This is a genomic window from Billgrantia pellis (assembly GCF_008297955.1).
GTDB lineage: Bacteria > Pseudomonadota > Gammaproteobacteria > Pseudomonadales > Halomonadaceae > Halomonas > Halomonas pellis.
This window is the reverse complement of record NZ_VTPY01000003.1, coordinates 12,510-33,114: the sequence shown is the minus strand read 5'-3', so window position 1 is coordinate 33,114 and position 20,605 is coordinate 12,510. Positions and strand designations below refer to the sequence as shown.

Annotated in this window: 18 protein-coding genes; 7 read left to right on the top strand and 11 right to left on the bottom strand. The window is 61.6% G+C overall.

The genetic code is table 11. The features are described 5' to 3' along the window. The first annotated feature begins 16 nt into the window (after nucleotides 1-16). Together F0A17_RS06040 and trpE are read left to right on the top strand one after the other, a co-directional pair. Nucleotides 17-682: a phosphoglycolate phosphatase gene (locus tag F0A17_RS06040; protein ID WP_149327466.1), complete on the top strand. Its 666-nt coding sequence runs from the start codon at nucleotides 17-19 to the stop codon at nucleotides 680-682. Nucleotides 683-933: 251 nt separating this feature from the next. Then, on the top strand, nucleotides 934-2,427 hold the full coding sequence (gene trpE / locus F0A17_RS06035) for an anthranilate synthase component I (protein WP_149328182.1): 1,494 nt from the start codon (nucleotides 934-936) through the stop codon (nucleotides 2,425-2,427). 78 nt (nucleotides 2,428-2,505) lie between these two features. Here the strand turns inward: trpE and F0A17_RS06030 are convergent, their stop codons facing one another. Then, nucleotides 2,506-3,462, bottom strand: a complete 957-nt coding sequence (locus tag F0A17_RS06030; RefSeq protein ID WP_149327465.1) for a metal ABC transporter solute-binding protein, Zn/Mn family — start codon at nucleotides 3,460-3,462, stop codon at nucleotides 2,506-2,508. Between the two features lie 352 nt (nucleotides 3,463-3,814). Here F0A17_RS06030 and F0A17_RS06025 point away from each other — a divergent pair, with 352 nt between their 5' ends. From F0A17_RS06025 to trpC, 3 genes are read left to right on the top strand one after another with little or no spacing between them, the layout of a single operon-like run. Further along, complete coding sequence (locus tag F0A17_RS06025; protein ID WP_149327464.1) at nucleotides 3,815-4,399, top strand: anthranilate synthase component II; 585 nt, start codon at nucleotides 3,815-3,817, stop codon at nucleotides 4,397-4,399. A gap of 26 nt (nucleotides 4,400-4,425) precedes the next feature. Beyond that, complete coding sequence (gene trpD / locus F0A17_RS06020) at nucleotides 4,426-5,445, top strand: anthranilate phosphoribosyltransferase (protein WP_149327463.1); 1,020 nt, start codon at nucleotides 4,426-4,428, stop codon at nucleotides 5,443-5,445. A gap of 42 nt (nucleotides 5,446-5,487) precedes the next feature. Next, the gene (gene trpC / locus F0A17_RS06015; protein WP_149327462.1) at nucleotides 5,488-6,294 is read left to right on the top strand and encodes an indole-3-glycerol phosphate synthase TrpC; all 807 of its coding nucleotides are present in this window, start codon (nucleotides 5,488-5,490) and stop codon (nucleotides 6,292-6,294) included. 74 nt (nucleotides 6,295-6,368) lie between these two features. Here the strand turns inward: trpC and F0A17_RS06010 are convergent, their stop codons facing one another. The 9 genes from F0A17_RS06010 to F0A17_RS05970 all read right to left on the bottom strand — a co-directional run bounded on the left by F0A17_RS06010 (nucleotide 6,369) and on the right by F0A17_RS05970 (nucleotide 16,505). Next, nucleotides 6,369-6,989: a c-type cytochrome gene (locus tag F0A17_RS06010; RefSeq protein ID WP_187774638.1), complete on the bottom strand. Its 621-nt coding sequence runs from the start codon at nucleotides 6,987-6,989 to the stop codon at nucleotides 6,369-6,371. A 4-nt stretch (nucleotides 6,990-6,993) separates the two neighbouring features. Further along, nucleotides 6,994-8,244, bottom strand: a complete 1,251-nt coding sequence (locus tag F0A17_RS06005) for a PQQ-dependent sugar dehydrogenase (RefSeq protein ID WP_149327460.1) — start codon at nucleotides 8,242-8,244, stop codon at nucleotides 6,994-6,996. Between the two features lie 259 nt (nucleotides 8,245-8,503). After that, nucleotides 8,504-8,704 (bottom strand): DUF2905 domain-containing protein, encoded by a 201-nt coding sequence (locus tag F0A17_RS06000; protein WP_149327459.1) that lies wholly within the window; start codon nucleotides 8,702-8,704, stop codon nucleotides 8,504-8,506. Between the two features lie 85 nt (nucleotides 8,705-8,789). Further along, entirely contained in the window at nucleotides 8,790-11,984 is a 3,195-nt protein-coding gene (gene ydiJ / locus F0A17_RS05995; RefSeq protein WP_149327458.1) for a D-2-hydroxyglutarate dehydrogenase YdiJ, read from the bottom strand. An 86-nt stretch (nucleotides 11,985-12,070) separates the two neighbouring features. Then, nucleotides 12,071-12,946: an amidohydrolase family protein gene (locus tag F0A17_RS05990; RefSeq protein ID WP_149327457.1), complete on the bottom strand. Its 876-nt coding sequence runs from the start codon at nucleotides 12,944-12,946 to the stop codon at nucleotides 12,071-12,073. Then, nucleotides 12,943-13,686 carry a FadR/GntR family transcriptional regulator gene (locus F0A17_RS05985; RefSeq protein WP_187774637.1) on the bottom strand — a complete coding sequence of 248 codons (744 nt, stop codon included), beginning with the start codon at nucleotides 13,684-13,686 and terminating at the stop codon, nucleotides 12,943-12,945. Before F0A17_RS05985 ends, F0A17_RS05990 begins: the two co-directional genes overlap by 4 nt. Further along, nucleotides 13,683-14,963, bottom strand: a complete 1,281-nt coding sequence (locus F0A17_RS05980) for a TRAP transporter large permease (RefSeq protein ID WP_149327455.1) — start codon at nucleotides 14,961-14,963, stop codon at nucleotides 13,683-13,685. Before F0A17_RS05980 ends, F0A17_RS05985 begins: the two co-directional genes overlap by 4 nt. Further along, the gene (locus tag F0A17_RS05975; RefSeq protein WP_149327454.1) at nucleotides 14,956-15,456 is read right to left on the bottom strand and encodes a TRAP transporter small permease; all 501 of its coding nucleotides are present in this window, start codon (nucleotides 15,454-15,456) and stop codon (nucleotides 14,956-14,958) included. Before F0A17_RS05975 ends, F0A17_RS05980 begins: the two co-directional genes overlap by 8 nt. Nucleotides 15,457-15,503: 47 nt before the next feature. Then, complete coding sequence (locus tag F0A17_RS05970; RefSeq protein ID WP_223111507.1) at nucleotides 15,504-16,505, bottom strand: TRAP transporter substrate-binding protein; 1,002 nt, start codon at nucleotides 16,503-16,505, stop codon at nucleotides 15,504-15,506. A gap of 735 nt (nucleotides 16,506-17,240) precedes the next feature. Between F0A17_RS05970 and serS the strand changes: the two genes are divergently transcribed. Next, on the top strand, nucleotides 17,241-18,530 hold the full coding sequence (serS, locus tag F0A17_RS05965; protein WP_149327453.1) for a serine--tRNA ligase: 1,290 nt from the start codon (nucleotides 17,241-17,243) through the stop codon (nucleotides 18,528-18,530). Here serS and F0A17_RS05960 read toward each other — a convergent pair. After that, entirely contained in the window at nucleotides 18,508-19,275 is a 768-nt protein-coding gene (locus F0A17_RS05960; RefSeq protein WP_149327452.1) for an SIMPL domain-containing protein, read from the bottom strand. The two genes, serS and F0A17_RS05960, sit on opposite strands and share 23 nt — an antisense overlap. Nucleotides 19,276-19,440: 165 nt before the next feature. Between F0A17_RS05960 and F0A17_RS05955 the strand changes: the two genes are divergently transcribed. Then, on the top strand, nucleotides 19,441-20,604 hold the full coding sequence (locus F0A17_RS05955; protein ID WP_149327451.1) for an AI-2E family transporter: 1,164 nt from the start codon (nucleotides 19,441-19,443) through the stop codon (nucleotides 20,602-20,604). The last annotated feature ends 1 nt before the right edge of the window (nucleotide 20,605 follow it).

Here is a 20,605-nt window from a genome sequence, read left to right as displayed (position 1 = left end):
ACGCGAGGCTATTCCGATGCACCCGATGCTGGCCGACATTCGCCTGATCTGTTTCGACCTGGACGGCACGCTTGTCGATTCCGTGCCCGACCTCTCGGCGGCAGTGGACGCCGTGCTGGCTGACTTCGAACTGCCACCCGCGGGCGAGGCCAAGGTGAGAGACTGGGTGGGCAATGGCTCGCGCAAGCTGGTCGAGCGCGCGCTAGCTGATGCCATGGGGACGCCGCCATCGTTGGAGCGGCTGGAGCTTGGCCACGCGCGATTCCTGCAGCACTACGGCTGCGATCCTACCGCTCGCACCCGGCTTTATCCCGGCGTGCGCGAAGCCCTCGATGCCTTGCGCGAAGAAGGTCGGATCCTTGCCGTGGTCACCAACAAGCCGTTCGCCCTGATCCAGCCGATCCTGTCGGCGTTCGGCCTCGATGACCATTTCGCGCTGTGCCTGGGCGGCGATAGCTTGCCGCAGAAAAAGCCCGATCCGGCACCGCTATGGCACGTGGCCGAGCGTTTCGGGCAGCCGGTCTCCGCTTGCCTGATGGTTGGCGACTCGCGTCATGACGTCGAAGCGGGACGGGCGGCAGGCTTTCGCACCCTGGCGGTTCCCTACGGTTACAACCATGGCGAGCCGGTGCGCGATAGCCGGCCCGATGGCATGGTTGAATCGCTGGCGGAACTCGTTTAGGGTGATTTTCACTTCCTATCGACGATTCGGAATTCATTCCGATTGCCTATCTCCGCGGGACACGCTTCGATGGACAGCCGCATGATGCTGGATGACTCCGCCCTCTCCCGAGACAGTCGCTTCCCGACTGCCGTCCGCTCGCCGATGCCGTTTGCCGGAGCCGACGGTTGGCGATGGTGACGCTCGCTTTCACTCCGTCATAGCGATTGCACCCATCACGTCACCGTCGACCCTTCGAGGAATCGGGCATGATGTCTCCCGAACGTTTCCATGAGCTGGCCCGCGCCGGCTACAACCGTATCCCGGTCACCCGTGAGGTACTGGCCGATCTCGACACGCCGCTGTCCACTTACCTGAAGCTGGCCGATGAACCTTGGAGCTTCCTGCTCGAGTCGGTACAGGGTGGCGAGAAGTGGGGGCGATATTCGATCATCGGGCTGCCCAGCCATGAGCGGATCGAAGTTCGCGGTCACCGCGTGAGCCACTTCCGCCATGGTGAGTGCGTGGCACGCGACGAGGTCGAGGATCCACTCGCCTGGATCGAGCGCTTCCAAGCGGATTTTCGCGTGCCGCGGTTGGACGATCAGCCGCGCTTCGATGGCGGTCTGGTCGGTTATTTCGGTTACGACACCATCCGCTACATCGAACCGCGCCTGCGCGGCTCGCACGTCGCGGCGAAGCCCGATCCTTTGGACGTGCCCGATATCCTGCTGATGGTCTGCGACGAGCTGGTCGTATTCGACAACCTTTCGGGACGTCTGACGCTGTGGACGCATGCCGACCCGGCTTCAGCGAACGCCTACGAGGCGGCCATCGATCGATTGGCGAGGCTGGAGAAGCGGCTGCGCAGTGCCAGCGTGCTGGCCGGTAGCCCCGGCACCGGCCGCAGCGCGGTGGAGGAGGGGCACTTCACCTCGGGTTTTACCGAAGCGGGGTTCAAGGCAGCGGTGGAAACCATCAAGCAGTACGTACTGGCCGGCGACGTGATGCAGTGCGTGCCTTCGCAGCGCATGTCGATCCCTTACCGGGCCTCGCCACTCGACCTTTATCGCGCGCTACGCAGCCTCAATCCTTCGCCCTATATGTTCTTCTTCAACCTCGACGATCACCATGTGGTGGGCTCGTCGCCAGAGATTCTCGCACGGCTCGAGGAGGGTGAAATCACGGTACGGCCGATTGCCGGCACCCGGGTGCGAGGCAAGACCGAAGCCGAGGACATGGCACTTGAGGCCGATCTGCTGGCCGATCCAAAGGAGGTGGCCGAGCACCTGATGTTGATCGATTTGGGGCGCAACGACGTGGGGCGAATCAGCGAGACCGGCTCGGTGAAGGTCACCGACCAGATGGCTGTGGAGCGCTATTCCCATGTGATGCATATCGTGTCCAACGTTACCGGAAGGCTAAAGCCGGGGCTTTCCGCCATGGACGTGCTGCGGGCTACCTTTCCGGCGGGCACGCTGTCGGGGGCGCCCAAGATCCGAGCGATGGAAATCATCGACGAACTGGAGCCGGTCAAGCGCGGCATATACTCCGGTGCGGTGGGCTATCTTTCCTGGCACGGCAACATGGATACCGCCATTGCCATTCGCACCGCGGTGATCAAAGACGGAGAATTGCATGTTCAGGCCGGGGCGGGAGTGGTCGCCGACTCCGTGCCCGAGCTCGAATGGCAGGAGACGCTCAACAAAGGGCGCGCTATCTTTCGCGCCGTGGCCATGGCCGAGAAAGGGCTCGATAACCTCTAGTCTTGGCAGGTGCCCCTTTTCGCCCCTCGCTACCGATGCCACAAGGGGCGACGCTTTTGGACGCCCCGTGGCTCGGCCTTATTGTTCCTCGTTCTGCTTTTCGCCGGACGTTGATTCGCCGTTCTTTTCTTCGCCAAGCAGGGCGTTGCGAATCAGCAGGGCATTGTGACGCATCAATGCGACGTAGTTGGACGCGTCTCCATCGGGTTCGCTCAGTGAATCGACATAGAGAGGGCCAGCCACAGCGAGGCCGGTGTCGGCGGCAATGCTACTCACGTAGCGATCCGTGAGCGTGCTTTCCCAGAACAGGGCTCGTGGACGGTGCTCTTCGATGAGGTCGACGATGCGCATGATCTGCTGGGGTGAGCCCTCGGTCTCGGCATTGTTGCCCCATACCCCGTCATGGCGAAAGTCATAGGTGTCAGCAAAGTAGCCGAAGGCCGCTTCGGTCGTGATCAGCAGCCGTTGCTCTTCAGGAACGCCGGCCAGCAGCTCGCCGATTTCTTCGTGCAGCGAGGCAAGAGTCTCGCTGGCCGCTTCGGCGCGTGCCCGGTAGTCATCGGCGGCGTCGGGATGGATCTCGGCCAGCGTATCGGCGATCACCTCGAGGAAAGCGGCCGTAGCACGCGGATCCATCCATAGGTGCGGGTCGGGGTCGCCCGTGTACTCTCCGGTGATGATCGGGCGCGTCTGGTATTCGGATTTTTCCGCCACGGCGATCAGAGGTGCTCGGTTGCCCACGGTGGCATACACCTGACGCATCCATTGCTCGAGCTGATAGCCGTTGTAGAAGACCAGGTCGGCATCTTCCAGAGCGATGAAGTTGTTCGGGGTCAGCTCCCACTCGTGCACCTCGGCGCCGGTGGGGGTCAGTACCACCAGTTCGATGTCGCTACCGCCGACCTGATTGACCAAGTCACCCAGTACCGAGAAGGTGGCGACCACCTTGGGTGTGGCTGAGGCAGCCGGGACCCCGCCAACCATGGCAGCGAGGGGGAATGCCAGCCAGCAATGGGCACGGCGGGTCGAGCGCATCGTCAATCTCCTTTTCGCGGTTGCGCATGCCCGATGATAGAGGTTGAGCGTTGGCCTGACCAGCCACCCGCGGCGGCGCACCGTTTCGGTCATGAGAGGGCCGGCATGGGGCTTCCGCGCGAACATGCGTTGACAGCGCAGGGCGCGCGACGGCACTATTAGCGGCATGAATATTTTCGTCTCTTTGTCATGCTCGATCCAGTGGTGGCGCTCCTGAGCGAGGGGCGGCACGCCGACGAGTGAAGAAGATGCCGCCGTCTGGGCGGCTTTTTTGTGCCCGAAGGAGACCCGCACGGCTGGCCGAGACGCATGAAACATTGCCAAGAAAGCTTGTGGAACGGGACCTAACGTCATGTCCGTGCTGATGATCGACAATTACGACAGCTTCACCTTCAACGTGGTGCAGTACCTGGGCGAACTGGGAGCCGACGTGGCGACCTTCCGCAACGATGCCATCACTCTGGAGAAGATCGAAGTCTTGGCGCCGAGTCATCTGGTCATATCCCCGGGCCCTTGTACTCCCAACGAGGCAGGTATCTCGCTGGCGGCGATCCGCCACTTCGCCGGTCGGCTGCCGATCCTGGGGATTTGCCTGGGGCATCAGGCGATCGGTCAGGTCTTCGGCGGACGCGTGATACGAGCCCCTCAAGTGATGCATGGCAAGACCTCGCGCGTCCGCCATCGCGGCCAGGGGGTATTCGCCGGGCTCGAGGATCCGCTCGAGGTGACCCGCTACCATTCGCTGGTGGTCGAAGCCGAGACCCTACCCGCCTGCCTCGAGATCACCGCCTGGACCGATGATGACGATGTGACCCCCGGTCTGGTCATGGGGCTGCGCCACCGCGAGTTGGACATCGAAGGGGTGCAGTTCCACCCGGAGTCGATCCTGACCCGTCAAGGGCATGAGCTACTGGCCAATTTCCTGCAGCGCCGCTGAGCCGCACCGACAGAGGAGTTCTGCCCATGCAGATGCGAGACGCTATTGCCGCGGTGATGCGCCGCGCGAATCTGAGCTTCGACGAGACCCACTCGGTGATGCACCAGATCATGACCGGCGAGGCCAGCGACGCCCAGATCGGCGGCCTGCTGGTCGGTCTGGCCATGAAGGGAGAGAGTGCCGAGGAGATCGGAGCCGCGGCCCAGGTGATGCGCGAACTGATGAGGCGGGTCGAAGTCGTCGCCGACAACGTGGTGGACATCGTCGGCACCGGTGGCGACGGCGCCAACCTGTTCAATGTCTCCACCGCCTCCAGTTTCGTCGCCGCGGCGGCGGGTGCGCACGTGGCCAAGCATGGTAACCGTAGCGTCTCGTCCTCCTCGGGTAGCGCCGATCTGTTCGACATGGCGGGCATCCAGCTCGACCTCAGGCCGGAACAGGTGGCGCGCTGTATCGAGCAGGTAGGGGTCGGCTTCATGTTCGCGCCCAACCATCATCCGGCGATGCGCTACGCCATCGGGCCGCGCCGTGAAATGGGCGTTCGCACCCTGTTCAACATCCTCGGCCCGCTGACCAATCCGGCCGGGGCGCCCAATCAGCTGCTGGGCGTTTATTCGGTGGAGCTGGTGCCGCTGATGGCCGAGGTGCTGCGCCAGCTCGGCAGCCGTCACGTCATGGTGGTGCATGCCGAAGATGGCCTGGATGAGATATCCCTGGCCGCGCCCACCCGGGTCGCCGAGCTCAAGGATGGCGAGATTCGTTGCTACACCATCACGCCGGAGGACTTTGGCATCGAGCGGCACGAGCTGGCACCGCTCAAGGTCGTCAGTGCCGAGGATAGCCTGCGCCTGGTGCGTGAAGCGCTGGTGGGTGAAGGCCTGGCGGCCGATATCGTGGCCCTCAATGCCGGTGGTGCGCTCTACTGCGCAGGGATCGCCGACACGCTGAAGGAAGGCGTGATGATGGCCCAGGACGCCCAGGCCTCCAAGCTGCCGCTGGAAAAAATGAAGGAACTGGCCGATTTTACCCGGGTACTGGTTTCCTGACCCCCATTCGCGGCCGCTGCCGCCCGTATCGAGACATAGACCATGAGCCCGACCCAGGACGCCCCGACCATTCTCACCCGCATCCTGGCCCGCAAGGACGAGGAAGTCGCCGAGCGCAGCCGCGCCGTGTCCGAAGCCGAGCTGCTGGAACTGGCTCAGCGCCAGAGCGCCCCGCGCGGTTTCATCGCGGCCCTTGACCGACGTATCGCCGAGGGCGACCCGGCGGTGATCGCCGAGATCAAGAAGGCCTCGCCCTCCAAGGGGGTGATTCGCGAGGATTTCCGCCCTGCCGAGATTGCCGAGAACTACGCAGCCGGAGGCGCCGCTTGCCTCTCGGTGCTGACCGACGTCGACTTCTTCCAAGGCCACGAGGATTTTCTTATCGCCGCCCGCGAGGCGTGCGACCTGCCGGTGATCCGCAAGGATTTTATTGTGCATGGCTATCAGGTTAGCGAGGCCCATGCCATCGGTGCCGACTGCATCCTGCTGATCGTCGCCGCGCTGGATGATGCACGCATGGCCGACCTGTATCAGCAGGCTACCGCGCTGGGCATGGACGTGCTGGTCGAGGTGCATGACGCCTTGGAACTCGAGCGCGCGCTCAAGCTCGACATCGGCCTGGTGGGTATCAACAACCGCAACCTGCACACCTTCGAGACTCGGCTGGAGACCACGCTGGAACTGCTGCCGCGAATTCCCGCCGACGTCACCGTGGTGACCGAATCCGGCATCCACAGCCAGGCCGATGTGCTGCGCATGCGCGAGCACGACGTGCACGGCTTCCTGGTCGGCGAGGCCTTCATGCGCGAGGCCGAGCCGGGCGAAGCCCTGCGGCGTCTGTTTTACTGAGCGACCCCTGCCGATCTTCCACGCCGCAGGAGCCTAGGTTGCCTGCGGCACCTGCTTGCACGAGACGAATCAGGCTAGCCGCGTTCGAAGTGAGCGAGAAAATGTGCCAGGGCATCGATCTCCTCGTCATCGACGTTACGCAGGATCTCGACCATCGTGGTATCCGGCCCGCCACGAGTGCGCTCCCGGTAATCGCGCATGGCCTGGGCCAGGTAGTCTTCACGCTGATGAGCGAGACGCGGCATCTGCTCCTGGCCCGAGAAGTCGGAGCGGTGACAGCTGGCGCAGCGATGCTCGTGGGCGAGCTCGCGGCCCCGCTCCACCAACGCCTCGTCCGGTTTCCCGTCGGGCGGCGATAACGGGCGTGTGGCGTAATGCTTGGCGAGCGCCTGGATCTCTTCGTCGGAGAGCCCTTGGGCCTGGGGGGTCATGATCTCGCTGCGTCTCAGGCGTTCACGAAAATAGATTAGCTGATTGGTGAAAGCGAGCGCGGGTTGTCCGGCCAGAGAGGGGACGCCTGCCTCGACGGCGTTGCCATTCTCGCCGTGGCAAGCTCCGCAGACCTGGACCTGTTCCTCCAGTGGCAGACCCGCCGCCGGGCCCTCCTGCGATTTGGCCTCTGCGGCCAGCAGGCCGCTACAGAGCCATGACAGAACGAGTGCGCGCCGTCCAGGCGCGCATGCATGGCGACACATGGCCTCACTCCACATAGTCGGGAGTGTCGTAGCTGATACGGTAGATCGCGCCGTTCTGCTCGTCGGAAACCAGCAGAGCGCCGTCCGGCATCGGTAGAACGTCGACCGGCCGCCCCGAGAAGGCATTCTCGCGCGGATCGAGCAGGCCCACCATGAAAGGCGAAAGGTCGGCGCGCATCCCATCCTCGGAGAGCTTGGCCACCAGCACGTCGTAGCCCACGCTCAGGGTGCGATTCCAAGAGCCGCGGCGGGCGATGAAGATGGCGTTGCGGTACTCCTCGGGGAACATGTCCCCAGTATAGAAACGCATGCCCAGCGGTGCGCTGTGAGGATCGGTGACCGCAGCAGGCAGCGTCTTGTCCTCGCAGGCGTCGGTGTCGCCCAGATCGGGATCGACGATGCCGACGCTGTGACAGACCGGGAATCCGAAGTGTTCGCCGGACTCGCCCAGGCGATTGAGTTCGTCGCCGGGGCCGTGTTCACCGATCCAGTCCTGGTTATTGTCGGTGAACCACAGTTCGCCGGTGTCGGGGTGAAAATCGAAGCCGACGCTGTTGCGCACGCCACGCGCCTCGATACGCATGTCGCTCCCGTCCGGCTCGAAGCTATGGATGGTGGCGTGGGTATCCTCATCGACTTCGCAACCATTACAGGGCGCCCCGACGGGGATATAGAGCCGATCGTCCGGTCCGAAGGCGAGGAATTTCCAGCCATGGTGCTCGTCGTCGGGCAGGCCGAAAGCATCGGTCAACTCCTCGGGCTCGGGAATGTCACCGCCATTGGCCAGGTGCGATTCGATATCGTCGTAGCGGAAGACTCGGTTGATGGCGGCCACGTAAAGGCTGCCATCCTTGAAGGCGACGCCGTTGGGCTGGGTCAGGCCCTCGGCGACGATGACGTGTTCGCGCTCATTGCCGTTGTCGCGTACCGCATAGACCCGCCCGATGCTGCGTGTACCGACGAACAGCGTGCCTTCGTCGCCGAGGGTCATCATGCGTGCGCCCGGCATGCCATGCGCCCAGATCTCGGCACTGAAACCGTCCGGCATGCGCAGGTGATCGAGGGGGATATCCTCTTCGGGCGTGACCGTTAGCGGGGCAGCGTGAGGCGAGAGGGGCGAATTGCCCAGTTCGGCGGCGCGGCCCTGTGCCCAGGCGGGTTCCTGTTCGTCGCCCAGCGCAGCGAGAGAGACGGCGCCAAGAAGGCCAGCACTGGCGACGGACAGGACGAAGCGCTGCAGGGGGATGGGAGACATCGTTGGCTCCTTGTTCTTGTTTGCATTTTTCGTTTGTTGTCGGCATGCACCACAGCCAAGCGAGGCGTGCCATCCTCAGCCTAGAGGTTCGTTTGCCGTCTAACCGATATATTTTTTCTATTGCCTGACGCGCAGCCGCCTTGTGCATCGTCACGTCGCGCTGCGCTTCAGCGCTTGTGCACGCGCCTACCGCCAAGCCAAGTCAGGCGGCAGCCCGGCCCTTTGGCCGCCTGTTCGGCGTGTTTCGGGGGAAGGAGTCTCAGCGGTTGAGCAGCCACAACAGCCCGCTAACGAGCAGGCTCAGCAGGATCATGGTAGTGATCGGCAAGTAGAACGAGACGTTCTCGCGGCGAATGGCGATATCCCCCGGCAACTGGCCGAGAGGCAGCTTGGAGAGCCACGGCCAGAACAGCCCCATGGCAACGAGACACAGGCCGATGGCGATCAGGGTGCGTGACATCCAGCCTCTTGTTCTTCTAGCGTGTTCTTCCTGCGAGAGCGACTTGTTTGGACCGCAAGGCCGGCATCCCGCCGGCCTTCTTCGTTCACCAGCTTAGCTGGCGCAGGTGAGATAGCAGACCTTGCAGCGGATGCGACAATGCCCGTTCGGAGAAGCGGCTGACCTGGCTGCGGCAGGAGTAGCCCGTCGCCAGCAGGCGTTCGGTATCCTCGGTACCCTCGATCACCGGCTGCCACGACTGGGCGTAGATGGTCCTTGAGGTCTCGAGATTGCGCGCCTCGTGGCCGTAAGTGCCGGACATGCCGCAACAGCCCGTGGCGACGAGCTCAAGCTCGAAGCCGAAGGCGGCAAATATCTGCTGCCATGCCTTGGGGCTGCCGGGGGCGGTGGTCTTCTCGGTGCAGTGTGACAGCAGGCGAAAGCCGGGATCACGCAGCGACTCGAGTTGGGGGGCGAGGGCCGGCGGGATCAGGCGCTGCCCCTGCGCCACCAGCCACTCCTGTAGCATCAGGACCTCGGGCATGGCGTCGGGACCCAGCGCCTTCACGTATTCCTGACGGTAGGTCAGGGTCATGGCCGGATCGATGCCTACCAGCGGCACATCGAACTCGGCCAGTGTGCGTAGCCGGCGGGCCTGTCTTTCGGCAGTGCGCTCGAAGGCGCCGAGAAAGCCCTGTACATTGAGCGGCTTGCCATTGGGCGAATAGGGCGCGACGAATACCCGCACGTCGAGCCGGGTGAGTAGTTCGACGATGTCCATCACCAGCTCGGCCTCGAAGTGGCTGGTGAAGGCATCCTGTACGAGGACTACGCTCCTGGCCTTCTGTGCTTCGGTGAGCAGGCCCAACGAGATCGGCGTGGCCTCGGTCACGCCCCAAGCGCGAAGCTGTCGTTGCAGGCGGGTACGCGAGAGACGCGGGCTGTCGACCAGCCCGATCGGGCCGGCCAGCAGCCGATCGACCAGACGATTGCCCAAGGCAGCATTATAGAGCGGGGCGATGCGGGACAGTGCGGGCAGGAAGAACTCCATGCCGCCCACCAGATAGTCGCGAACGGGGCGCAGGTAGCGACCGTGATAGACCTCGAGAAACTGCGAGCGAGATTCCGGCACGTTGACCTTCACGGGGCACTGCCCGGCGCACGACTTGCAGGCGAGACACCCCGCCATGGCGTCGTAGACCTCGTGGGAAAAATCGGCTTCGTCGCGGCGGCGGTAGGTATTGCGCGCACGACGAGGGAAACTCTTGATAAAGCCCCACATGCCCTCGGTCTTCTTCTTTCGCGACTCCTCTATCAAGTCGATGCCGGCATGGCCCTGAAGCCGCAGCCATTCACGGATCAGGCTGGCGCGGCCCTTGGGCGAGTGGATGCGATCGCGTGTCGCCTTCCACGACGGGCACATGGCGTCGTTCGGATCGTAGTTGTAGCAGGCGCCGTTGCCGTTGCAGTAGACCGTGGCGGCATGGGCCTGCCATACACGCTCGTCGATCTGACGGTCGAGCTGGCCGCGGGTGGGCACGCCGTCGATGGTCAGCAGGCCCGGATCGACCAGCTTGACGGCGTCTTCCTGCGAGGCAGCTCCCGCGGCTTCGCGCGGGATGGGCGTTGCGATCTTGCCCGGATTCAGCTGGTTGTGCGGATCGAAGGCCGCCTTGACTCGCTGCAGGCTGGGGTAGAGTTCGCCGAAAAACTTGGGCGCATACTCGGAGCGCACGCCCTTGCCGTGCTCACCCCACAGCAGGCCGCCGTAACGCTGGGTCAGCTCGGCGACTTCGTCGGAGACCTCGCGAATCAGCCGCTCCTGTTCAGGATCCTTCATGTCGATCGCGGGGCGTACATGGAGCACTCCCGCATCGACGTGGCCGAACATGCCGTAATCGAGGCCGCGGGCATCCAGGGCAGCGCGAAATTCGGCGATGAAATCGGCGAGATGCTCCGGCGGCACCGCAGTGTCCTCGACGAAAGGAATCGGGCGCTTCTCGCCCTTGGCATTTCCGAGCAGGCCCACGGCGCGCTTGCGCATGCCATAGATTCGCTGGATTTGGGCGCGGCCCTTCGCCAGCGTATAGCCGAGGCGCTCGACGCTATCGTCACATTCTAGATGGCGGCAGAAGGCCTCGACCCGCGCAGTGAGCCGCTGCGGGTCGTCGTCATTGAATTCGACGAGGTTGATGCCACGTATGGCCACGGCCTGACACTCGGCCGCCGGTGCGTCGCCCTCGGCTGCGGTCGCTTTGCTGGGAAAGAACTCCGCCACGCTGTCCCAGACGAAATCCTCCATGGCCAGCAGCAGCACCTTGTCGTCCACCGTCTCGATGGAGGTGGGGGAGGCATCAAGCGCCTGCGGCGGGTCTTGCACAGAGCCCATCAGCGCCTTGGCATCGCGCAGGGCGTCCATGAAACCGGCGTAGCGCACGTTGACCAGAAGCGAATGCTGCGGGATCGGCAGCACGTTGAGCACCGCTTCGTTGAGCAGGCCCAGCGAGCCTTCCGAACCGCACAGCAGGCTATTGATGTCGAGGCGGCCTCGGCTATCCCGGAGGTGGGCCAGATCGTAGCCGGTCAGGCAGCGGTTGAGGGGCGGAAACTTGGCCGCGATCAGCTCGCGCTGGGTGTCGGCGATCTTCCGGGCGGTGCGGTAGGCGTTGCCGATGATACCGCTGTGATGGCACAGCGACTCGAGCTCGGCATCGTCGACGGGATGGCTGACCATATGCTCGCCGCCGAGCAGCACGGTATCGAGCTCGAGCACGTGGTCGCGAGTCTTGCCATACTCGCAACTGCCTTGGCCGCTGGCATCGGTGGAGATCATCCCGCCAATCGTGGCACGGTTGGAAGTGGAGAGATCGGGTGCGAAGAACAACCCATGAGGCCTCAGCGCGGCATTGAGCTGATCCTTGACCACGCCGGCCTGTACCCTCACCCGGCGATTCTCCACGTCGATATCCAGAATCCGATTCATGTGCCGCGAAACGTCCACTACCAGGCCGTCGGTAAGTGACTGACCGTTGGTGCCGGTACCGCCACCACGGGGCGTGAGCACTACGTGGCGATGCCCAGGTTCAGCGGCGAGCCGGGCGATGCACTCGAGATCGGCGGCGTGGCGAGGGAACAACGCGGCCTGGGGCAGGCGCTGGTAGATCGAGTTGTCGGTAGCCAGTACCGTGCGGTTGGCGTAATCGGGGGCGATCTCGCCCTCGAAGCCGGCCTCTCGCAAGGCCTCAAGAAACGAACGATAGGGAGCTGAGAGACTGGGGGGAGGCGTCAGGCGCGAAATCATGCCTTTTCCTACGTCAAGGTAGCGAGGTGTGTATGCAAACACGCACCGTATACTGTAGCACGGGCATCGCTTTGGTTGGGCGAGGCTTAAAAGCCATAGAGCTGAGTAGGATTGTGGACAAGTATCTTCTCAAGCGTCGTGTCGTCTTCCACCAGGCGAAGAAGTTCATCCACCAGGTCGCCATCATTTGGCATAGTATTGGGAAGCTTCACATGCGGCCAATCTGTGCCAAAGACACAGCGATCCGCGTTACGGCTTATCAGGGCAGAAGCGAAGGGGTCGACGTCACAATAGGGTGAGCGCACTCGGGCCGTCATGCGATTGGGTCCGGAGAGCTTGACCCACGTATCGCCTCCATCGATACGATTCAGGAGGTGTTGAAAGCCGGGATGATTGACCCCTTTAAAGACAGGAATATGTCCCATATGGTCGATAACCTTGGGCAAGGGTAGGCGATCGAGAGTACCACTCAGATCATGAAAATCGGACACGTCGATAAGGCACTGGACGTGCCATCCCCAAGGCTCGATTCGCTCGCTTAGTGTGGTGATAGCGTTAAAGTCCACACCACCTGGAAACAGCAGGTTGATACGGATACCACGAACCCCCAACGCATGTAGATGGGCTATCTCATCATCAGTGACGCCGGGATCAAGCACTGCTACGCCTCGCCAATCCAGGTGCTGTTCACGGGCTTGAAGTAGTCCATCTATAAGACGCTTGTTATCCGTGCCGTAAACGCTGGGCTGAACCAGCACAGCCCGATCGAATCCCAGCACGGACAGCATATGTTGATAAGCCTCAACGCTTGCGTTTGGTGGGGTATAACCTCGGTCTGGATGATAGGAATAGCGGCTGGCCGGGCCGAATATGTGCGCATGGCAATCGCACGCGTTCTTGGGAAGTGAGCGGATGGGGCGCCGTGGGTTTGGATCGGGAGCGGGAATATCGGGGATGGTCATGTTGCTTCCTTCGATGCAGTTGCCTTCAGGCCAAGGCGTCGTGCGGCATTGGACAGATGCAAGCGCATCGCGGCACGTGCCTCTTCCGGTTCGGCGTTGAGAATGCTCTCGACGATGTTTTGGTGCTCAACCTGCACGATTCGCTCGAGCTGAGCGTCTCGAGATGAGTTGTGTCGGGCAGTACTGATAGCCATGGACATGCGGTTGTAAAAAAACTCGATGAAGTCGCAGAAAAAGTGATTGCCAGTGGCTATGGCAATGGCTTGATGAAGCGCCAGATCGTGCCTAACACTATCCTTCTTTAGCGCAAGATTCGTGGCGAGGTTGTCAAGCGCCACGGCTATGTCCCGGCGCTGGGACTGGCTAGCGTGAATGGCTGCCAATGCTGCAGCGCCAGCTTCGACTTCACGACGCATTTCATATATAAGGCGCAGCTCGTGATGATCAAGCTGGTCTGCGCTGAGTGCGAACACGGGCCTCTCGGGTAGCGTGGCGGTAATGTACGTTCCGCTACCCTGCTGCGTGTAAACCAGATTGGCACGCCGCAGCTCGGCAATGGCCTCACGGATGACCGCTCGACTCATGCCGAAGCGCTCCATCAGCCCTGACTCTGTTGGCAACTTCGAATTGGGTGGATAAATTCCCTCGCGTATTTCCCTTTCCAGCGTCGCTGCGGCTTCAGCCGAGAGGCGGCGACCACGCGCGAGGGTAGGCCTGGGTCGTTGTTTGTGCGATATCATCCGAGCATACCCGGAAGCCATAGCGTGATTGCGGGAACATAGGCAATTAAGCCCACCACTAGCAGCAACACCCCGAGGAACGGCAACAGATGCTTTGCGATACGCTCGATACTCATGCCGCTAATCGATGAGGCCACGAAAATCGAATAACCAAGCGGGGGAGTGACCATGCCGACGGCAAAATTGATAACCACCATGGCGCCCAATTGAATGGGGTCCAGCCCAATCTGCGCGCCGATCCCGATCAGCACGCCACTCATGATCACCATCGCAGAAATGTTATCCATCACAGCTCCGAGCACCAGGAGAAGCAGATTGATGAATAGCAACAACAATAGCGGGTTGGTGGTGACGCCAAGGATCAACTCGGTGATCTTCGTGGGTAATTGTTCGCTTGCGATGACCCAGGCGAACCCGGAAGCGGTCACGATGATGAACATGATGACGGCTGTGGTCCGCATCGCATTGATCAGTATGCCTGGGAGTTGACGCCAATGCAGATCTCGATAAACGAACAGTCCAATCAAAGCGCTGTAGAAGGCGCCTACCATGGCCGCTTCTGTCGGTGTAAAGATCCCCCCATAGATACCGCCAAGGATGACGACGGGGGCGAGAAGCGCCCATAGGCCTTCCCGTAGCGCCGCGATGATATCGGTACCAGAAGCACGGGACTCGCTAACGACTCCTTGCCGTTTGGCATAAATGACACTGACGACGCAGAAGCCTGCTGCAGCAAGAAGGCCCGGTATCACCCCGGCCAAAAAAAGCTTGGAAATTGACTCTTCTGCCAGCACACCCCAAATTACCATGGGAATTGACGGGGGGATCATCTGGCCTAGTGGACCGACGGCCGTTGATAAGGCAGCCGCATATCCACGCTGGTAGCCACGAGTCTCGAGCTCGTTAATCATGATCGAGCCGATCGCCGCAGTGGTGGCCGGTGCAGAGCCCGAGATGGCTCCGAAGAAGGTGCCTGCACCGACGGTCGACATCGACAGGCCGCCGGGTAGATGTCCAATGAAGGTAGAAGCTAGCCTGACCAGGCGACGTGAAAGCCCTCCGGCTCCCATGAGCTCACCGGCAAGAATGAACCCCGGAATGGCGAGTAGGGTAGTTGAGCTACTGCCGGCAATGAAGCGTTGAGCGGCGATTAGCAGGTTGAGGTCGGCCATCCAGATGCCGACCAGCGTCAGTAAGCCAAGGGCGATGGCAATGGGCGTACCGATAATGAGCAGGCCGAAGAGGCCAAGGATGAGTACAAGGCCCGTGTCATCCATTATCTTGTTTCCTTAATTCGTTGAGCGAACTAGGCCTTATCAATAGTGTTATGGCATGAATGCAGATAACCACTCCACCAACGGGAAGTGCAGCATTTTTCATCCATAATGGGTAGCGGATCGCTGGTGAAACTTGATTCCAGGTAAAATCCATGAATCCATAACCTGTCCATACCATAGCCAAGCCAAACAGGAAAATGAGAAAGACGTTTATGCGTTCGAGGAGTCCGGCAAGGGCCTCTGGTAGCAATGACAGGGCAAGCGTGACTCTGACGTGTTCCATGCGTCGTACAAGCGCGCTTGAAAACAAGAAAATCGTCCAGGAAGCAGCGAGTAGCGCCACTTCGTCAGACCACGAAAGGGAGTTTTGTAGGGCATAGCGGTAGAAAACGCCCAGCAGCAAAGTGCCGACCATTACCAAGGCGGACAGAGCGCCTAGGCAATGGCTAAGCATAGCCAGCCGCTGGCTTAAGGCATCCAGATAGCGATACATGATGTTCCCCAACTAAACGATTGCCCGGCGCGAGGCCGGGCAAGGGGTTACTTGGAGATGAGCTGTAAGGTTCTGTCGATCAGGTCACCTCCGATCTTGTCGCGGTATTCGTCATAGACAGTGGCAACGCTTTCCCGAAAGGCAGCGACGTCTTCGATCTCGTTGATCGACATGCCCTGTTCCTCGATCTGGGTCAGGATTTCCATGTCATTAGCCGCAACAGTTTCGCGTTGCCGCTGGATTGCCTTCTCAGCAGCCTCACGCACGGTGGCTTGCATTTCTGGGGACATCTTATCCATGGCTTGCTTAGAAATAAGCAAGCCTAAAGCATTGTAGGTGTGGCGTGTAAGGGAAAGATGTTCTGTCACTTCCGGGTATTTATTGGCATAAATCACAGGAAGAGGAATTTCCAAGCCGTCGACTGTACCCTGTTGAACCGCAGTAAAGGCTTCGCTCCATGCCATGGGAGCTGGATTGGCGCCTAGAGCGCGGAAGCTGGCAAGAAATAGATCGCTAGGTTGAACACGCAACTTAATGCCGCGAAAGTCTTCGGGGGTGCTGATCGGCCTGACGTTGTTGATGGTGTTGCGGAAGCCAGCCTCGGCGAATCCTAGACCCACGATGCCATGCGGCTCGAGACGCTGCATAAGCTCTTGGCCAATTTCGCCATCGAGTATCTCGTGAGCCTGCTCGCTGTCAGCGAAAAGGAACGGGAGGTCATTGAGCTGGAAGCTATTATCGATAGTGCTGATCTGGGTGCCGGTGATGACGCCGGCATCCAGTATCCCCAGCTGCATGCCCTGAAGCATCTCTGTATCGTCGCCTAGCTGATGGTTGGGGAAAAACGTGACGTCGAACTCCCCCGGGGCTGCCTTCTCAAGCTCTTCAACGAAGTAATGTGCAGTGATTGCGTATGGATCCACCTCGCTGTCCGCCGTTGTCCAACCTAGGCGAAGAGAAGTGGTGGCTTGGGATTGCGCAGAAAAGGTGAGAGCTCCGGCTAGCAGGACGCTAGATAAAACAGAGGTCTTGTTGCGGTTCATCATCATCGTGTTCCCTCGGGTAGAGCTTGCGCGGCATGGCGCATGGTCGATCGGTCAATCATGTTGTCTGATGAATCTGTCAGAAACTATGTGATCAGTTTTTTTGTCAGATGTATCTTACGATACTAGGAGAGTTTACCTCAAGAAATTAACCCTAAGTAGACTGTACATTTGCTCAATCTTATGCTGCTTAAGGGGGCATGCTCACCGTTTAGGCTCCCTTTGTGCGGGATGAATCCGCCAATCCGTGCCGACTATGAGGTGAATCGCTTTGCCAAAGCTCGAGGATGCGACCGCGCTGGCAAGCACGACGCCCCAGATACCCTATGAAAGGAAAGCGCACGACCACCTAGCCTGATGCTCAAATCCCCTTCCTAATCGCAGCGTGGGCGGCAAAGTACGCGTGCAGCTTGCCCTGGGGTTACGACACCTGCATGACGAAGCCAAGGGATGCATGCTCTCCGCTGATGGCTTCACACCCTCACGCTCCATTCTCTTGAGGAAACGCAGGTAGTGGGCGCGAGCGTGCTGCTGAGGCTCGGGCCCTTCCGACCGTGGATCGGTTCAGTCGGTGACGCTGCCCCTACCGGGCAGGCAGGGAGAGAGCTACTTTATCGCGACTGGGCAAAATGGCGCGCGCCGCCGGATCAGTGGCATGGCACCGGGGCGGCCTTTTGCCTACAATGTTTCGCCGTTTTACCGTCCTTTTTAACGTTCGTTCTCATTCAGGGGCTTGACGCCATGCTCGATCCCAAACTGCTGCGCAGCGACCTCGCCGGGGTTGCCCAACGACTGGCCACGCGGGGCTATGTCCTCGACACCGAGCGGCTCGAGGCGCTGGAGTCCCGGCGACGCGAGCTGCAGACCGAGACCGAGAACCTGCAGAACGAACGCAACACTCGCTCGAAGGCGATCGGCAAGGCCAAGGCGGCAGGTGAGGATATCCAGCCACTGCTCAATGAGGTGAGCGATCTGGGCGACCGACTGGATGCCGCCAAGGCACGCCTCGCCGAAGTGCAGGTCGAATGGGATGCGCTGGCCAGCGGAATTCCCAACCTGCCGCATCACAGCGTGCCGGAAGGCGAGAGCGAAGAGGACAACGTCGAGTTGCATCGCTGGGGCACGCCCCGTGAGTTCGATTTCGACGTACGCGACCACGTCGACCTGGGTGGACTCACCGGCGAGCTGGACTTCGAGCTGGCAGCCAAGCTGACCGGCGCACGCTTCGCCGTGATGCGTCGTGGCATCGCCAGGCTGCACCGGGCACTGGCTCAGTTCATGCTCGACAAGCAGACCCTCGAACACGGCTACGAGGAATGCTACGTCCCCTATATGGTCAACGAGGCCTCGTTGCACGGTACCGGCCAGCTGCCGAAGTTCGGCGAGGATCTGTTCCGTCTCGACGACGAGCGCAGCTACCATCTGATTCCTACGGCCGAGGTACCGCTGACCAATTTCGCCCGTGATGAGATCCTCGACTATAGGGCCCTGCCGCTCAAGCTCACTGCGCATACGCCGTGCTTTCGCAGCGAGGCGGGCTCTCATGGCCGCGACACTCGCGGCATGATTCGCCAGCACCAGTTCGACAAGGTCGAGATGGTTCAACTGGTCGACCCCGAGACGAGCTATGCGGCGTTGGAAGAGATGCGCGGTCACGCCGAGGCGATCCTGCAGGCGCTGGAATTGCCATATCGGGTGGTGACGCTGTGTACCGGCGACATGGGATTCGGCGCGGCCAAGACCTACGATCTCGAGGTGTGGCTACCGAGTCAGCAAACCTACCGCGAGATCTCGTCGGTCTCCAATTGCGAGGACTTCCAGGCGCGGCGCATGCAGGCGCGGTTCCGCCACCCGGAGCAGAAGAAGCCGCAGCTGTTGCATACTCTCAACGGCTCGGGCCTGGCGGTAGGGCGCTGTCTGATTGCGGTGATGGAGAACCACCAGAATGCCGATGGTTCCATTACCGTGCCGGAGGTGCTCCGCCCCTATCTGGGCGGTGTCGCCATCCTCAATTCTCAATCTCCCAACTGACGCTGACCCCCGCTTCGATGACGATGGTGCCAGGTCGGTACTCGGCCTGTGGGGCGCTCTCCCGGGCATCGGCGCTCATCGCCATCATGCGCGGCTGATAGATCGGTGAGCGCGTCTCGCTGATGCTGGCCACGGCACCGAGAGAAACGCCCATGGTACGCGCCATCAGCTCGGCCTTGTGGCGGGCTTTCTCGAGCGCCTGCACCAGCGCCTCGTCGGTGGCGGCGTCGCGGTCGGCGAGGTCATAGCTGATACCGTCCAGTGCATTGACGCCGGCTTCGGTCAGCGCGTCCAGCAACTGGGGCAGCCGTTCGAGATCATCGACCCGAACCTGGAAGGGACGCTCCAGCCGAGTGCGCATCAGCATGTTGTCGTTATCGTCGCTGCGCCGCGGGGCGGGCACGTATTCCGGTTGCACGCTCAGGGAGCCGGCGCCGAGGTCGTCGCGCTCGATCCCCGCCTCCTCCAGGGCACGAATCAGTTTGCCGGCGCGCTCCTCGAGCCTGTCTCTTGCCTCGCGCAAGGCGTCCGGGTCGGTATCGTTGTCTTGACGTGCTACGGTCGGCGTACGTTCCCACAGGCGGGCGCTGAGCGTGGCGCGGTTCGGTACGAAATCCAACTGGGCTTCGGCCTGGACATCGAGTCGGGCGGGGGGAACTTCCGGCTGAATGGCCAGGGCCGTCGGCGCGGTCATGGCAATCAGTCCGCCTAGTAACAAGCAGCGAGAAAGGAACGAACGGTGCATGGTGGCCTCCTTGCAGGGGCGGGGCAAGCCGCATCATGAGACGGGGGAATCGGGCCTGCCGTGTCGGCTCGCCGATCCACCCAGGCGTTGTGCGGGCGGTTCGGTTTGTGTACCCGCCACGCACGGGTCATGATAAGCAGGACACGCCGAACAGGGATAGAGGGCATGCTTCATCGGGACGATAACGTACGTTACGGTTTTCCGCTTACCTTGACGCTGGCGCTGGCGGCGCTGGTGGTCATCGTGGGTGGCATTCGCGCCGGCGCGGATCTGATCATTCCCCTTCTTCTGGCACTCTTCATTGCCGTGATTTGCACCTCGCCGGTGAACTGGCTACACCGGCTGGGCTTGAGCCTGCGCCTTGCGGTTCTGGTCACGCTGCTGGTGATCGGTGCCTTCCTCTCGCTGGTGGGGTTGCTGGTGGTCAATACCTTCGGCACGTTCATCCAGGCATTGCCGGGCATCGAGGAGCGTCTCTACGAGCAGTACCTCAACCTGCTCGACAGCATGGCCTCCATGGGCCTGGCTATCGACCCCGACCTGTTGGCAGGCCTGGTCGAGGTGGAGGACGAGAGCGGCTGGTTGTCCACGCTACTGGGAGGGCTTGGCAATTTGCTGGTGCAGAGTACGGTCGTGGCGCTCTTGGTGATCTTCATGCTCTTCGAAACCCTGAATTTCCGTGACAAGGTCTCCTTCGCGCTCGACGATCCGGCAGCCAGCCTGCAGCGTTTCCATGAATTCAGCCTGACGCTGAAGCGCTACCTGGCGGTCAAGACGCTGGTGAGCCTGCTGACCGGTGTCATGGCCTGGTTGGCCTGCGTGTTTGTCGGCGTCGACTTTCCGCTGCTGTGGGGGGTGCTGGCCTTCGCTCTCAATTACATCCCCAACATCGGTTCGGCGATCGCCGCGTTGCCGCCGGTACTACTGCTGCTGGTGTCCCGTGACGGCGGCCTGGTTCCGTCCTTCGGGCTGGCCATGGCCTACTTGGTCATCAATTTCGTGCTCGGCAACTTGGTCGAGCCACGCCTGATGGGGCGCGCACTGGGGTTGTCCGCCTTCGTCGCCTTTCTCTCGCTGGTCGTCTGGGGCTGGATGCTGGGCGTGGTTGGCATGCTGCTCTCGGTGGTGCTGACGATGACGCTCAAGATCGCCTTGGACAGTCATCCTCAGACGCGTTGGATCGCCCATATGCTGGGGCCGGGCAAGCGACGCATCGCAGATACCGTCACCCCGCCGAGCGATACGCGCAATGCGCGTGAAAGCAAAGCGTCGAGCCGATCCGAAATGCAAACGCCCCGGCCGAAGCCGGGGCGAGAAGGGCATCGCTGAG